Annotated in this window: 9 protein-coding genes; 5 read left to right on the top strand and 4 right to left on the bottom strand. The window is 55.9% G+C overall.

The features are described from left to right. Positions 1 to 51: 51 nt before the first annotated feature. From CRO08_RS01410 to CRO08_RS01400, 3 genes are all read left to right on the top strand, one after another. Positions 52 to 1,185 carry a glycosyltransferase gene (locus tag CRO08_RS01410; RefSeq protein WP_097034768.1) on the top strand — a complete coding sequence of 378 codons (1,134 nt, stop codon included), beginning with the start codon at positions 52 to 54 and terminating at the stop codon, positions 1,183 to 1,185. A 2-nt stretch (positions 1,186 to 1,187) separates the two neighbouring features. Beyond that, a complete protein-coding gene (locus CRO08_RS01405; RefSeq protein ID WP_097034767.1) occupies positions 1,188 to 3,719 on the top strand; it encodes a DNA topoisomerase III in 2,532 nt (843 codons plus the stop codon). A 99-nt stretch (positions 3,720 to 3,818) separates the two neighbouring features. Further along, positions 3,819 to 4,904 carry a glycoside hydrolase family 3 protein gene (locus tag CRO08_RS01400; RefSeq protein WP_176495021.1) on the top strand — a complete coding sequence of 362 codons (1,086 nt, stop codon included), beginning with the start codon at positions 3,819 to 3,821 and terminating at the stop codon, positions 4,902 to 4,904. Between the two features lie 66 nt (positions 4,905 to 4,970). Here CRO08_RS01400 and CRO08_RS01395 read toward each other — a convergent pair whose 3' ends face one another. Further along, positions 4,971 to 5,567: a PolC-type DNA polymerase III gene (locus CRO08_RS01395; RefSeq protein WP_097034765.1), complete on the bottom strand. Its 597-nt coding sequence runs from the start codon at positions 5,565 to 5,567 to the stop codon at positions 4,971 to 4,973. Beyond that, positions 5,567 to 6,157, bottom strand: a complete 591-nt coding sequence (locus tag CRO08_RS01390) for a hypothetical protein (protein WP_176495020.1) — start codon at positions 6,155 to 6,157, stop codon at positions 5,567 to 5,569. Before CRO08_RS01390 ends, CRO08_RS01395 begins: the two co-directional genes overlap by 1 nt. Before the next feature lie 156 nt (positions 6,158 to 6,313). Between CRO08_RS01390 and gluQRS the strand changes: the two genes are divergently transcribed. After that, positions 6,314 to 7,234 carry a tRNA glutamyl-Q(34) synthetase GluQRS gene (gluQRS, locus tag CRO08_RS01385; RefSeq protein ID WP_097034764.1) on the top strand — a complete coding sequence of 307 codons (921 nt, stop codon included), beginning with the start codon at positions 6,314 to 6,316 and terminating at the stop codon, positions 7,232 to 7,234. Positions 7,235 to 7,270: 36 nt separating this feature from the next. Continuing rightward, positions 7,271 to 11,362: a hypothetical protein gene (locus CRO08_RS01380; RefSeq protein ID WP_141398186.1), complete on the top strand. Its 4,092-nt coding sequence runs from the start codon at positions 7,271 to 7,273 to the stop codon at positions 11,360 to 11,362. Positions 11,363 to 11,435: 73 nt separating this feature from the next. Here the strand turns inward: CRO08_RS01380 and CRO08_RS01375 are convergent, their stop codons facing one another. Both CRO08_RS01375 and CRO08_RS01370 read right to left on the bottom strand, forming a co-directional pair. Then, a complete protein-coding gene (locus CRO08_RS01375; protein WP_097034762.1) occupies positions 11,436 to 11,849 on the bottom strand; it encodes an SPOR domain-containing protein in 414 nt (137 codons plus the stop codon). A 43-nt stretch (positions 11,850 to 11,892) separates the two neighbouring features. Beyond that, positions 11,893 to 16,374, bottom strand: a complete 4,482-nt coding sequence (locus CRO08_RS01370; RefSeq protein WP_097034761.1) for a fibro-slime domain-containing protein — start codon at positions 16,372 to 16,374, stop codon at positions 11,893 to 11,895. Positions 16,375 to 16,535 lie beyond the last annotated feature (161 nt).

The raw sequence follows: 16,535 nt of genomic DNA, 5'->3' as shown, positions 1-16,535 counted from the left end.
GGCACCCGCAGTCCAAGATTCAGATTCGATGAACTAAATTTTGCCCGAAAAATGATCTTTACTGTGCTCACATACCTGGTAATCGGCCTAATCGCCATCTTCGGACTGTTCTACATAGCCCTGGAGGCGCGTTTTTACCGCGCGCTGGGTACGGTGCGCCTCGGGCAGTCCGACGTGGAACCAAAACCGCGCGTGAGCGTGCTGATTTCCGCCCGCAATGAGTCGGCGGGCATCCGGGCGACGCTCGATTCCGTTCTCGCGCAGGACTATGCAGGGCAGTGGGACGTGTGGGTCGCCGACGACCGGAGCGACGACGATACGCCGAAAATCCTCGAGGAATACGCCGCCAAGAACCCGCGGCTGCACATTTTGACCATCCGGGAGATTCCCGAAGGGGTAAGCCCCAAGAAGCACGCCCTCAGCCAGCTTATCGACGCCTGCGAGGGCGAGATTCTCTGCCTTACCGACGCCGACTGCATCGTGAAGCCCACCTGGGTCGCCGGAATCGTGGCAGAATTTGAACCGGGCATCGAGCTCGTAGCGGGGCATTCGTACATTCCGACCGTTCCCGGCAAGTCGAGCGTGCTTATCTGCATGCAGGCCGTAGAGACCCTCATCTACCGCGTCGCGGGTACCGCAGGCCTCGCCATGCACCTGCCGCTCACGAGCACCGGCAACAACCTCGCCTACCGCAAGAGCTTTTTCAAGAGCGTGCACGGGTTCGAAAGCGTGCTCAAGATCCAGAGCGGCGATGACGACCTGCTGATGCAGAAACTCGCCGCAGACCGCCCCTGGGCCATGCGCTACTGCATCGCCGAATCGACCTTCGTGACGACGAACGGCAAGGAGACCCTCAAGGAACTCTGGGAACAGCGCAAGCGCTGGGCCTCCAAGACCATCTACTACACGCCGAAAATCGTGTTCGTGCTCTCCATGGTGTTCCTGTTCCTCGTGATGCAGTGCGTCGCGGCGGCACTCTCGCCGTTCAGTTTCGAAATTTTCATAGCCTTCGCGGCCACATTCGTGGCAAAGTGCGTCGGCGACCTGGTTTTAATACTCCGCGGGCTTAGGGTATTCCGGCAGGAGCACCTGCTAAAGTGGTGCATCCCTGTGGAATTCATCCACGCCCCCTTCACCGTGCTGGCCGTACTCTTCGGCCTGTTCGGACGCTTCAAGTGGAAATAACGATGGCAACTACGACAAAGAAAACGACAAAGACAGAATCTACAGCAAAGACTGCGGCAAAGACCGCCACGACAAAGAAGGCGACAAAACCCGCCAGCGAGGGCATAACCCTCATCATCGCAGAAAAACCGAGCGTCGCGGCCGACCTCGTGAAGGTACTCGGTGCCAAGTCGTTCAAGAAAAACAACGGATACTACGAAAGCGACACGACCATCGTGAGCCACGCCATCGGCCACCTGGTAACCATCGCCGACCCGAAAGATATCGACGAGCGCTACAAGGCATGGGACATGAAGACGCTCCCGATGCTCCCCGAAAAATTCCCGCTCGTCGCCACCCCCGCCACCAAGTCCCAGCTTTCCATCGTGGGCAAGCTCATCAAGCGCAAGGACGTGACGACCATCGTGAACGCATGCGATGCGGGCCGCGAAGGTGAACTGATTTTCTTCTATATCCTTGACTACGTGCTCAAGGGCAAGTTCACGGGCAAGACCATCAAGCGCCTGTGGATGCAGAGCATGACCCCTACCGCCATCAAGGACGCGTTCGAGCACCTGCGCACCGCCGAAGAGATGGAAAACCTGAAAAATGCAGCCCTCTGCCGCAGCGAGGCCGACTGGCTCGTGGGCATGAACGGGAGCCGCGGGCTCACCGCCTACAACAGCAGCATGGGCGGGTTCCAGATTACGCCGTGCGGGCGCGTGCAGACCCCGACGCTCGCCATCATCGTGAAGCGCGAGGAAGAACGCCAGCAGTTCAAGCCCGAAAAGTTCTGGACCATCGATGCGGACTTCGACAACGGCGGCGTGAACTACCAGGGCAAATGGTTCGAAGGCGACGGAAAGGACCGCAAGAAGCAGATTTTTGACGAGAAGAAGGCGAACGAGATTCTCAAGAAGTGCAAGGGCAAGCCCGGCAAGATTGAGGAATCGACCGCGCCCAGCCAGCAGAAGTGCGGGCAGCTCTACGACCTCACCACGCTCCAGCGCGAGGCGAACAACCGCTTCGGCTTTAGCGCTAAGACGACGCTCTCGATTGCGCAGGCCCTGTACGAACGCCACAAGGTAACGACCTACCCGCGTACCGACAGCCGCTGCCTGCCCGAAGACTACGTTGCCCCCGTGAAGGCGACCCTCGGGAAAATCGAAGGCCCGCTCGCCAAGTTCGCGCAGGAGGCGCTCGACAAGAACTACGTGAAGCGCACCCCGAAGGTCTTTGACAACACGAAGATTTCGGACCACTTCGCCATTATCCCCACGGGAGTCACCCCGAAGGGCCTTACCGAAGCCGAAGAGAAAATCTACACGATGGTGTGCCAGCGTTTTATCGCGGTGTTCTTCCCGCCGGCACAGTACCTGAACACGACGCGCATCACGACCGTCGAGGGCGAGACGTTCATTACCGAAGGCAAGATTCTCGTGGACCCGGGTTTCAAGGCGGTCTACGGCAAGGACAGCGATGACGAATCGAACGTGCCGCCCCTGAAGGGAGCCGACGCGAAGACGCTTGATATGCGCAGTAACGAGGACTTTACCAAGCCGCCTGCGCACTACACCGAAAGCACGCTCCTTTCCATGATGGAAAGCGCAGGCAAGCTCGTCGAGGACGACGAGCTGCGCGACGCCATGAAAGAGCGCGGGCTTGGTACACCTGCGACACGCGCCGCCATTATCGAGAAACTGGTAAGCGACAAGTATGTTGTCCGTGACGGGAAGGAAATGATCCCGACGGCGAAGGCATTCGACCTTATCAAGGTCCTCTCGGCCATGAACTGCGAGGCGCTCACGAGCCCGGAACTCACCGGCGAGTGGGAATACAAGATGGACCTCATCAGCAAGGGCAAGGAATCCCGCGAGAACTTCATGAAGGGAATCGTCGACATGACGAAGAACATGGTGAAGAACATCAAGGGATTCAAGGAAGAGAACACCACCGGCGAGGCGAAGTTCAGCCCCGTGAACGGCAAGAAGGTGTTCGAGACCGTGAGCCGCTACACCACCGAAGACGGCATTGTCATCCGCAAGATGATTGGCGGCAAGCACCTCTCCGACGAAGAAATCGTGGAACTCCTCACCAAGCGTAAGATTGGCCCGCTGCCCGGGTTCCGCAGCAAGCGCGGCGCGGAATTCACCGCGGTGCTCATCATCAACGACCAGAACAAAATCGAGTTCAAGTTCGAGGAAAAACCCGAGGAAATCGAAATCGGCGAGAAGGTGGGCAAGTCGCCCATCGACAACACCGACGTGTTCGAGACGCTCACCGGCTACGTGAGCCAGAGCTACATCGACAAGAAGCCCTCGGGCCTGAACCTGCCCAAGGTGCTGCTCGGCAAGGAAATCCCGATGGAAGCCATCCAGAAGCTCCTCGCGGGCGAAAAGACCGAACTCATCAAGGGCTTCCGCAGCAACAAGACGCGCAGGCTATTTGACGCCTACCTCACGCTCGAAAAGGGCAAGCTCAAGTTCGACTTCCCGCCGCGCGAGTTCAAGCCGCGCAGGTTCTTCAAGAAGAGTGCCGCAAAAAGCGAAGGGTAGTTGGCTGGTCATTGGTCAATAGTTATTAGTTATTGGTTGCTGGTTGGCTAGGGTTGCGAGATGTTTGTTGCGAGAAAAAGAATCCTCTTTATCGTTGCAATGGCATTGACGCTCTGCGGGCTTGCGACGGCAACACCACAGGGGCTCCCCCAAGAGCTCCAGCCGCTGTGGGATTCAATGACTCTCGAAGAAAAGGTCGGGCAGATGATCATGGTGTACATGTCGCCCCCGGATTTTGTCATCGAGAATAACCTTGGCGGCGTACTCGTGATGGGCGCGCATCTCTCGACCAGGAACCAGCTCCAAAAGAACCTCAAGAACATCGCCTCGAGGGCAAAAATTCCGCTTCTTGTGACCATCGACCAAGAAGGTGGCCACGTGAACCGCATACGAAGTCTCGACCGCAAGTGGGAAAAGGCCCCGAGTGCGAAGGAAATGCGCGAGATGGCGCCCGAAAAAATCGAACGAACCGCACGTGAAATCGGCGCCACCCTCAAGAAGACGGGAATCAACCTGAACCTCGCCCCGGCTATCGACCCGCCCTCCGATATAAACGGCAGGGAAACCTTCATGGAACTCCATGGACGTTCCTGGGGTGGCATCGAGAATATCGAGAAGGCCCGCGCGTTCGTGAAGGGAATGAAGGCTAGCGGAATCATCAGCGCCGCAAAGCACTTCCCGGGCTATGACAGCGAAACCAATAGCGACCTGCAGATGGCAGAAAGCGATGCGACCGAAAATAAAATCCGCGAGAACGTGGCGCCATTCAAGGCGCTCGCCCCGGATGCCCCCGTCATCATGATGAGCAGCGTGCGGTACACGAAAATTTCAGATGCGCCCGCGGTCTTTGAACCGAAAATCGTGAAGATGGCCCACGACATCGACGACGATATCGTGGTGCTTACCGACGACCTCTGGGGAACGAATCTGCGCGCATGGATAAGCGGTCCCGAAGCTCCGCTCCCGAACCCTTACCCCGCATCGGAATTCAAGAAGGTCGTGAAGGCGGCACTCGATGCCGGCAACGATATGTTCATGACGACCTACCCCACAAAAGCGGTAGACATGAAGAACACCCTACTTGAACTCGCCCGGCAAAGCGACGATTACCTTGTACGTATCGAGAAGTCTGTCGCCCGCATATTGAAAATGAAGTTCCGGGCCGGACTATTGACTAGTCATTAGTTGTTAGTTATTAGTCAATGGTTATTGGTTGCTGGTTGGTTCGGGTTGGGCAATGTTTATTGCAAATTAGACTTTGGGGCTCAAGACACGCGCCTTCTTGGGGGTGGAAAGGTTCTTCACCTCTTTCAAAATACGTTCCGGCCCGACCTTCCTGTAGGCAAGTTTCAGGATTTCTGCACAGGCAAGTGTATCGTCCATCGCGCGGTGATGCCTAAAGTCGCTGAGCCCGAGCGATTCCGTCAGGTTGTGCAGGCTGTAGCTAGGCAATCCCGGGAAAAACTTGCGCGAAGTCTTCACGGTGCATAGCCTCGGCGGGTCAAACTTCACGCAGCAACGCTTGAGTTCCGTGCGCACCATCCGGCAATCGAACTGCACGTTGTGCGCCACGAAGATGCGCCCGTCCAGGAGTTCCGCAATCTTTTCGGCAAGCGCCTGGAACTGCGGCTGACCGCTTACCATCTCGTCGGTAATGCCGGTCAGGTTCTTGACAAACGGCGTTATGGGCACGCCCGGGTCCACAAGGCTATGGAACTCCCCTACCTGCTCGTCGCCATCCAGCAGGGCAATCCCTATTTCGGTAATGCGGTTCGCATCTCCCGCTCCGCCGGTCGTTTCCACATCCACGACTGCGAATTTCAGTAATTCAGGCTTCGGGGCGGTCATCAGCGTATCGGGATTTCGATATCGAGCGTGGCGTGGTTCGCGCGGTCTTCGACCTTCGCCTGCATCACCTTCGACTTCGGGCGACCGTAAACAGGCACCACCAGCAGGTTCGATATACCGGCATCCTCGCTCGGGGTTGCCTCGGAATCGCGAACCGTCTTCGTGAATATCGCCTTCTTGCCGCCATCGTACAGCGAGTACGTGAGTTCACGCGTAAGCCCGGGCTTGATCTGCTTCGTGGGTACCTGGAAGTACACGTAGCCGCCCTTCGGCACCTTGCGGAGGCTGTCCTTGATTTCTTCTTCGGTAGCGAAGTCCGCCTCCATCGCCATGCGCACGTTCTTCTTTACCTTGTCCGGGCTCTCGTACAGCACGGAAACCTCGAAGCGGGCGTCCTTCGGTACGGCGGATTCGCGCACGTCACGAATGTTTGCATTGTTCTGGTAGTATTCCCAGCGGCCGTTGTCGTGCAGAATCACGGTCGAACCGTTCGAGGTCTTCGCGACGATATCTTCTGCAAAGGAGAACACCATGCAGGCCGCCACTGCGACGACGGCAATCCTAAAAGCGCGCATAAAATTCATTTGCATTACCCAAAATCCTGTTTGCGGGCACAAACGCCCTCACGTTCTGAATATAAATAAAAAAAGTGGATTCTGCGCCGTTTTTGACGCCTTAAAAGCATAAAAAAGTAAAAACAGCACTTATCGCCCCCTAAAACCGCCACATTTGTTACATTTCCCTGCATGGAAGGAAAAATACGATTTGCGCCGAGCCCCACGGGCTACCTGCACGAAGGCCACCTGCTTTCGGCACTCTATGTGTGGGCGGCGGCACGCAAATGGGGCCTGCAAATACACCTGCGCATCGAGGACCACGACCAGGGTCGCGCCCGCCCCGAATACATCGACAGCATTTACGAAGACCTGGAATGGTTTGGATTCCGGTGGGATTCCCAGAGCATCCAGAGCGCGCGAACAGCCCTCTACGAAGCCGCACTCGAAGGCCTGCAGAAAAAGGGACTCGTGTACCCGTGCTACTGCAGCCGCAAGCAGCTGGAAGCAGAAAACCCCAAGAGCGAGACCGGCGAAATCGTTTATCGCGGGAAGTGTTTCCTGCGTCATACCGAAGCCTTGCGCAGCAAGGCAAAAACCTCCATGGACACACTTGTCGCTTTGCGACTGCGGTGTGACGAGCAACCGCACAACCTGCGCATCGTGATTTCCGACAAAGTAATACACTGGCACGACATGCGCCTCGGCGACTTCAATGAGAATCCGAAACTGCAATGCGGCGACTTCCCCATCCGTGACCGCGAGGGGCAATGGACATACCAGTTCGCCGTCTGCGTCGACGACATCGAGGAAGGAATCACCCATATCGTGCGCGGCGAGGACATTCGCAGTTCAACCGCAAGGCAAATCGCCCTCATGCGTCTGCTCGGGCGCGAAACCCCGCCGCTGTACCTGCACCACCCGCTTATCGTGGACCCCGCAGGCAAAAAGCTTTCCAAGCGGGAGCGCGCACACAGCCTGCGGCAGGACCGCGATGCGGGCATTACCGCCGGGGAAATCCTGGGCAGGGTATGCCACAAGGCGGGTTTTCTGCCGAACAGCACCCCCCTGAGCCTTGAAAATGCCATTTCGATTGTAGAACAATCCCTGTAAACTTGCCTAAACAGCAAAAAATCTTATATTCTTAATATGCCGCAAGCAACACAAGTGTCTACCGTGAAGAAGATATGCGCAGAAGCTGCCCTGTTCGAAAACAAGGACAGGCTGTTGCATTTTTCTATCAAGAACGAATTCCAGACACCCCTGCTGCTTGAAGCCGGAGACGCCTTCTACGACAGATGGCTCCATTCCGGTACGCCTATCCCGCTGGACACGTTCCTTCCCGAATCGCAGACATTCACCGCGAAGCAGAAACAGGAACGCGAGCAAATCCTTTCCTCCGTGTTCCGGGAAAAGCGCCAGGATTTCGGGAAGTCCGACCTCTACCTGCTCCTCGGGTTCCTCAAGTGGGACGGCAACGCGCTCGCACCGAGCCTGCTTGTCCCTATCGACGTGGATGCCAAAGGCAAGTCGCTCACGCTTTCCAAGACGCTCCCGATGGAAAACATCGTGTTGCGCGAACGCATGCCCGATATCGGGCTCCCGAGCGCCGAAGACGCGATAGTCAACGGGCAGTTCAGCATATCGCTCTACTTTTCGCTTTTCGAAAAGGCCGTCTCGACCGAGCGCAACTGGAAATTCACCCGCCACGGCATCTGCCTTGCCTTCCTCAACTCGAGCAGGCTCAGGCTCAAGAAATGCATGGAGGATTTCCACAGCGAAAAACGCATTGCGGCGAACTCCTTCCTGAATTCCCTCCTCGACGACGAAGGGTTCCAGATCAAGGAATCCGTATTCGACGATGCAGATTTTGACCAGATATTCAACCCGACCGAGCACCACTTCCTCTACACGACGGACTCGCATACCACGAAGGTCACGATAGACGCCCTGCAAGAAAGTACGCTCGGCTATGCCATACAGACGCTGCCCGGCACGCAAAAGATGCGGGTCGCCGCGAACATCGTTGCCGAGACACTCGCACAGGGCAAGAGCACGCTGGTCGTTACCCGCCGCAACCTGAGCCGGCAGGCCTTCTTGCAGGAATGGGACCCGCAGTTCCGCCAGTTCAGCGGACCCGAACGCGACACGCTGGTCGAACAGGTGAACGCCGCGAGGAACTACTTCCGCTCTTACTACAAGTCCATCAACCAGGTTGTCGAGCCCAGCAATACGAGCCTCACGAACGTGCTCAAGGAATTCGCCTTCACGCCGAAAGTGCGGGCCAAGTTCGTTGATTCCATATTCCAGGAATCGAGCGCGCTCGACTACGAACGCTTCAACCAGTTGCGCAACACGCTCGAACAGATTGTCGCCCTGTACTTCAGCCAGAACGGCATCACCGCGCGCAAGACTTTTGAAAACGTGAAGGTCGCAGACCTCACTCCCGAAAAGAAGGCCGAGATCGAAGCCATACTCCAGACTGCCGAAGAGAAGGCACGCGCGCTCGGCCCGCTGATTGAACTTTTCGAGAAAGAAAAAATCTTCCCCACGGGCGTCTACCTCAACGTTCTTGCCGATGTCATCGAACTCATCCGCAACAACTTCGACGCGCAGACTCCCGAATTTGAAGACTGGGACCTCAAGTCCTCCAGCTGGAGCGCCTACCAGGATACTCTCCGCGCGCTCCCCGAAGCAGGTGACAGCTGGGTGCGCTACCACAGGCAGACATCCGACATCTACACCGAAGATGCCATCGACGAGAACATCCTCTCGTTCCGCGACGAATTTGCAGAAAGCCTGAAGACAACGCTCAAGGGGCTTTCGGACCGTTACCGCAGTTCCAGAAGGCGCCTCATGAAGGTGCTCAAGAACCCGAAAGAAGTCACGTCGGACGCGCACCTGCTCGACCTTATCGACACGCTCCTCGAGCTGCAAGACAACAAGCGCGCCTACAAGGACACGGCGGTCCTCGGGAACCATCTGCTCGGCAAGGACTGGCTCTACGAGAAATCGAACTGGGTAAGCCTGAACAAGAAGATTACCTACCTCTACGAATTCCGGGAAAAATTCAAGGACACCCCGCAGTTCGACCTGATGCTCACCGTTCTCGGGCACTGGCACAAGATCAAGGCGATTCTCCCGCAATTAGACGAATACGGGAACACCCTCCAGGAACTGCTTTCTACAACGCGTTCGCTTTCGCAGGCATTGAACCTCACGACACCGCTCGAGAGCCTCACCTTCGAAAAATGGCTTGCGCAGATTGCCACCTGGCGCGAAAACTGGAACAGCATCGATTCTCACATTGAACTTTCCGTACTGTTCCAGAAGGTCGCAGAACTCGGGTGCACGAGCCTCGTACGCTACCTGCAGAACCCGGGCGCCATCAACGAAGAAATCGTGAAGGCCTGCACCTACAACTGGGCAGGCACGCAGATACAGAAGATTGGCAAGGCGAACCCAGAACTGTTCGCGAAATCGCCCAAGGCCCATTCCCAGCTGAGCAAGCAGTACCGCACATTGCTCGACCAGTTCTGCAACGCGAACTTCCGCGAAGTCCATGCCATTGCCGACACGGGCAAGCTCGCCATACTTAGTATCGACGAGGCGTTCTCGCTCAGCAAGGACAGGCAGTTCGATACCGTGATTCTGCTCGATGCGGACTGCATCTCGGTCGCAGAGGCAATCCCGCTCGTGCTTCTTGCAAAAAAGACCATCCTGGTCGGGAACCCGCACGTGCCCACCATCGAGCAGCACGCCTACGACGCGTTCCTCGACGTGGCTCCCCCGCACACGACGTTCTTTATGGAAAATATCATGACGGCTACGCTCCGTCGCGGTATTCCCACGCGCGAACTCTGGCACTCGGAATTCTACACAAACCCCACGCTCTTCCAGTTCGCGAACTCGCATATCTACAACGGCGGCATCAAGCAGTTCCCGCTCCCGTTCAAGAGCAAGGCCAAGAACTGCCAACTGAAAGTTATTGCAGACAAGGTTCTCGATATCGCGAAGGCAGCCGTCCAGCATGCCGAAAAGCACCCGGGCCAGACCCTCGGAATCATCGCATTCAGCGAGGACCGCTGCCACGAAATCGAAACGGCAATCAGCGCACTCGCCGAAAAGTCCGCAAAGAAATCGTTCTTCGTGCAGTCGGAGATGCCCATCAGTTTCTACGTGAAGACTCCCGACCGCGCCGTAGACCGCTACCGCGACGTGATATTCATTTGCGCCGAAAACGAGGGCATAGACAAGATTACAGCAGACCGCAAGTTCGCCGTATGCACGACGCTTGCGCGCAACGAGACGGTTACCTTCATCACGAAGCAAGACCTCGCCATGCAAAAAACGGCAAAGCCCTCGATTTTCTGGGACTGGATCAGCTACCTGCAGGGCAAATCGGATGACGCACCCGCCGAATCGCACATCGCAGATTCAGAACTCCGCGAACAGGTCATGGACTTGCTGAAGCGCGAGAACATCAATGCGGAGGAAAGTTTCTCCGAAGGCGGCATCCCAGTCGGGCCCGTCGTGGTGGACGCGAACAACGCGAACCGCTTCCTCGCCGTCATCGAGGACGACTGTACCAGCGAGCGGTTCCGCGAATCCGTGGAAGACCGCGAATACATCCGCCCGATAATACTCCGCCAGCTGGGCTGGAAGGTTATTTCTATCTGGACTCCATTCTGGTACCTCTCGTACAACGACGAGACAAGCCACATCGTAACGACCATCGCGATTGAGCAGAGCGTGGCCCCGCCGCCACCCGAAGAATCCGAAACGGGCGATGCGACCGACGAAGAAAACGCACCCGAAGTAACGGCAGTGCCGTACCAGGCGGTGCACCCGAAAATCGAAGGGACGGCACACGACAAGCCGATTGCCGAACTTGACTGCATCGCGCTTATTGTGCAGATGAAGTTCTACGTGGACCACGAGGCGCCCATTCACGAAGAGATGCTGCTTTCCCGCCTGCTGGAGCTCCACCACGTGGACCGCGCGGGCCCGAAGATTCTGCAGGCATTGAACGACGCCATCAAGCAGGGTTGCCAGAGGCACAAGTTCATCAAGACCGGCAAGTTCTTCTATTCTACGAAGAACCTGCCCGTAGTGCTACGCGACAGGAGCATGCGCCCCGATAGCGAGCGCAAGTTCACCTACGTTTCGCCCGAAGAACGCGCCCTCATACCGACGAACCTGGACGACTTCGCCGTAAAGCAGTTACTAGGACTTTTATAAAACAGAAAAAGCAAAGGCTCGTTTAGCACGAGCCTTTTCATTCACGGGCAAGGCCGCGACTAACGAAAGCAATTTACCTTAGTTTAACTACAAGCGCGTTGATGTTATAAACAGAAAGTTCGCGAGCCTTGTCGTCAGCGGCCTTCTTTGTAGACCAACCACCGCCACGCAACTTGTAGAACGGCGCGTCGAACACCACGTTGATGTTGTAGCCGGTCGCGGCAGAAATCTGTGCCCTGCGGCGCTGGGCGGCATCAAAGTCACCCACGGCTTCGAACTGGAGCACGTAGAGCCCATTGCCCTTCGAATCCTTCGAGTCCTTCTTGCCCGGAACCGCCGAATTCACGTTGGTCGTATCGCGGAGCGATGCGCTGAGTTCGGGCTTGTATTCCTTGCCACGGAAGAGGGAATCGATATCGGTAGGTTCGCCCGCCCACACGAGGGTAGAGAGGGCGCACGCAAACAGGCTTATAGCAATCTTTCGCATATCAATAATTTAGAAAAAAAGACCCCAGCTTCGGTGTGACACTTTACTTGACCACGCCCTTGCCGCGCTTCACGCCCCAGACTTCGGTCAGTTCCTTCTTGGCCTTCTTGCCCTTGTCGGCAAGCTTCACGAACGAACTGTACTTGGTGATGTAGGCGCCAGTACCCACCAGACGGTGCTTGTCCGAAAGCATGTTCCAGGCCACGTAGAAGTTGCGCGGGTTCTTCACGCAGTCACCCATGCCATCCGGAGTGGTCTTCGGGTCGGGCGAGAAGAACTTGTCGTTGCAGTAGAGCTTACCGCTCTGGTGTGCAACAAACGTTCCCAGGTTGGTAAAGTAGTCCACTTCGTACTGGAAGTACACTTCGCTCTTGTCCACCGAGGCATATTCATCCTTGGACCCGATAATGGAGCCCATGTCGGACTGCACAAAATGACCGAGCGTACCCGGATGGTCAGCCTTTACCTTGTCCATGTTCTCGTTCGTCTTCACGGGGAATATCTCGCCCACCGGCATGTCGGGCGTCACCCTCGACGGATCGGCAATGTTGTACGAAATCGTGGTCACGGTAATCTTGGCATCACCCACGACCTGCACCCACGGAGAAGGCAAGCGCTTGGTGGAGTTGTAGTTCGTCGGGGAATTCCAGGTCCAAGAAGCATCATCCGCAGAACGCAGCGTATCGGCACCCGGAGCAAAACCGTTCGAGGTATCGGCCCAAATCAGGGCATCGGCACGGAAGCGGATGTAGTCGCCCACGTGCGGAGTCGGGTTGTTCGGGTCGGCGTTGTAGTAGCGAAGATTGATGGTATCTTTCTTCGGCTGCGGCACGTTACCCGCCGTCGAGTGCATGTAACGGGCAGACTCGCTCGCGATATCGATGGCGGAGTTCAGGTAATAGCTGAACGCCTGCGCGCCAAAGCCCGCATCCAGTACAGTCACCGGTTCAGAAATGATAATCCTCACCTGGTCATAAACAGCGCCGTCACCTTCGTTAGACACGCGGGCCGCAAGAATCACCGGAGCCATGCGGTCAGTAAGGCCCTTCTCGAAGAAGGTCTTCACTTCCTTGCCCTTCCATTCGTACTTCGTGAACGAGGCAATCTTGTTGTCGGGGTTCACCTTGGTCTTCACGTCCTTCGTAAACGCGTCATCCACGGCAAACACGAGCGTCTGTCCACCATCCGGGCTACGGTCGTAGGCCTTCCTGACAGTCGCGGAGTCAAACTGCGTAGAGCAATACATCTCGGTGTCGCGAGAGTTGTTCGAAATGCCCATATCGTACGGGTTAATCTTGTCGAGGTTGCTCTCGTCAAAATGCAGGCAGATGTACGTCGGGACGGAGTCCGCATGAATCGCACGGTCGTAGATAATCGCCATCGAATCCGCCTTACCGTCGAGGTATTCCTGGCTTTCGCTATGGAAGTCATGGTAAATGTTCATTTCGCCAAGCGGGGCGCCCTTCACGTCGAACATGTCGACAATGAGCGGCATCGGTGCAGGCGGCTTGTAGAAGTGCATGTTGCCATAGGGGGCAGCAATCGCGTTGTTGTCGAGGGCAGCAACTACCATCGAGGCCGCAGTAGTAGAATACTCCACGTTGCTGCGAATGCGCACGAGAGCCACGCCCTCGTTAAACGGCGACACCTGCGAAACAATACCGTTCGATGCGTCGATGACGTCAAGCACGAACGAGCATTCCTTGCACACGCTGTTGGTTATCGGGTTCATCGCGATAACGTAGAAGTCCACGTCGGCGCTTACCCAGTGGAAGTACTCGTCACCATCCGCATCCGTATCCGGGTCCTGCGTAACCGGGTTCCAGGTAAGCACGTTACCCAAAGAATCCTTGGTAGCGGGTTCCGCAAACGTGATTGTCGGTGCATAGAACGTAAGCTTAGCCGAAGTGTTGCCCACGGAAGCGGTCACCTCCTGCGTACCGCTTGCAAGGCCTGCCAGCGGGACTTCCACCCAGAGGGTATCGATACCCGTCGGATTCACCGTTCCGGAGTAGGGCGTTGTCAGCGGGGTCTGGTCGGCAGGGTCGTTCGTCTTGTAGAGCGCTGCGCCCGCAGTAAGGGATAGCGAGTAGTTCTGGCCCGGAGCCGAAATCAGGTCAACACCGCCCTGGTCATCGGGAGCGGAGATATACACCGGAATGCGCGTACCCGCCATAGCCTTGTCAATAAACTTCCACTTGGTTCCGGAATTGTAGACTGAAGCTTCCTTGTCGACGTTATCGAACACCACGTCGCGGGAAACAATACCGAGGTTACCCTTGATGCGGAAGGAGTAGTAAGTCTTCTTGCCATTGACTTCGATGACAAGGCGGTAAGAGCCGGGAGCGAGGCCGCCAATCTTATCCGGGTACACAACAGGCACCTTCGGGTTGGTCAGGTCGATACCGCCGTGGCTGATGGTACCGAGCGGGAGCGCCGCACAGTCACTGCAGTTTGCCGGAATTTCGCCCTTGCGGGTAGAAATGGAGTAAGCAATCGGCACCGATATATCGCCACCGCATTCCTTAGTAACCTGCTGGTCCGCCTGCCCGGCGGTACCGAGAGCCACGGAGGCGCAGTCGCCACCGCCGGAGGTTTCCACGCAGATATTCATCTGCAGGCCACCCGTGCTCGTCTGCTGGGTCGAGAAGTCAAGACCGGTAGACTGCTTGATGTACATGTTCGTCTTGATAATGACGTTCGTCATTGTTCTGCGACGGTCGCAGAAAAAGATGTCAATCGGGTAGTCGTTGCCCGGTACGAGGAAGTTCGCGCCATACTTGGCATTCAGATTCTTGAGTACCACGTGGCCGGGGGCAGCAAGGTGCGCACCGCCGTTATCCACGGCAAGTTTATTGTTGATAAATACCCAGATGTCATCGTCACCGCGGAACGTGAATTCCTGACTTTCGTTATAAGTGAATGTCGCATGCGACTGGAAGCAGTATTGCTGGTTGCGCAGCAGTTTCTTGTTGCCGTTCATCTTCTGCCAGTCTTCACGTACACCCCAGTTCCACACCGGAGGCTGGCTTCCCTCATTGAACGAATGTACCGCACCACAATCAATACCACCACTCCAGCCAGCCGTATTGCAGTAATGATCGAACGCCTTGACCGAATCATAGAGCGGCACCGGAGCGGCAGCTTCTCTCTTCGTTCTTGCTGCCGGAGTCGGGCCCATCTTGACACCACCAATCACAACTACGCCGGCATCGCCGAAGGCACCGGTAGTAACCGTCGCGGCGTCTGCACCATACGTGTACGCATCAAAGTCTTCCGGCCATTCCAGTGGGTAGAAACCACCGGAGAAAGCACAACTCGAAGAGTCGGCATTGCACCCACTTTTTGTCAGCGGGTTACCAGCCAGGTCGTAATGAGTTGAGTCGGAATCAAAGCCCCAGCGAGTATCCTTGCCGTAATGGCGGAAGGGCATGTCGTAACACTGCATTTCGTTCTTGCCGGCAACATAGTTGAACATCGCATGGAAGTTTGCCTCGGCCTCGGCCGGAGAATTGCCAAAACACATCTGCGCATCTGCTGAGCCAGAATATACAGGCTTTCCATCCGCACCCAAGTCTTCCTTAACCAAACCCGTAAAGACACCCACACACTGCCCCGGACCCACCGGGTTTCCATCAGAAGTGAAAGCCGAGTTTAACGACTCATCAGTATCATAAATAATCGCAGCAAGCGTAAACGTGCAAGTACCTTCCACGTTAGGGTATTCCACGTACCAACCACCCGAACCGTCATCGGGCCACAAGGCGTCGTCGGGAATAAAGAATAGCTGATTCACGCTGTAGACATCAAAGACAGTAGCAAGGTCAACCGGATCTGCCACGCCGTCATCGTCCCACAGGCCGTTGATGCCCAACTGCACATCCTTGTTGTTCTTCAGGTACAACACAGCATCGGAAGGCGGAGTATCGAACACCATATAGTGCCAGCCGCAATAGTCCGGCGAAGGAATCATGGCGGTATCCTTCTTTACTCCCTGCGCAGTGGTATAGCTGATCATCAGGTCATCGGACTGCCATTCCTTTTCTTCGGGCAACAATATGTAGAAAAACTTCGCATCGGGAGCAGTACTACCAATATAGGTCTTACCTGGATTCAAAACATCTTCTGCAATATAAACCAAACCATCATCAGAAGTCGGGCACGGGAGGGTCGTCATGTTAGCACGTGCATTGGCATCGTACGGATTTTGAACCATCCACGTAGTATCAGTTACAATAAAACTGGTCATGCCCGAAGACATGCTATTCGTAATGCTGAACCGATTGGCGTAATCCGGAGCACCAATAGTAGACAAATCAACCACAAAAAAGCCTTCGGCATTCCTCTCGGTAATTGTCTTTGCCCCAGCAGCATTATTCTGCCCCGTAAATATCGCCTGAGTCCAATCACTTGGAGCCTTGAAAAGAGCTGTGCCTAAGCAACCAGCAAAAGCGCCCTGCACCCCTGCAAGGAGCCCCATGATACCCAATACAATCCCTAAGATGGATGTCTTATTATGTTTCATACCTTTTATCCATAACTGCTTCAAACCAGTAGCATACGGGATACCCCAACATGCCACACTTGCGGGGAAATTTACTTTTTTTTCGCGCAAAAAAAAGCCTCCCTTTCGGGAGACTTAAGTAAAATCACTCAATTTCAGCGATGTAAGTTTTTTGTGTGTTT

The sequence above is a fragment of the Fibrobacter sp. UWT3 genome (assembly GCF_900230125.1).
Classification (GTDB): domain Bacteria; phylum Fibrobacterota; class Fibrobacteria; order Fibrobacterales; family Fibrobacteraceae; genus Fibrobacter.
Note: the sequence above shows the minus strand (reverse complement) of the source record. Positions and strands in the feature narration are given on the sequence as shown.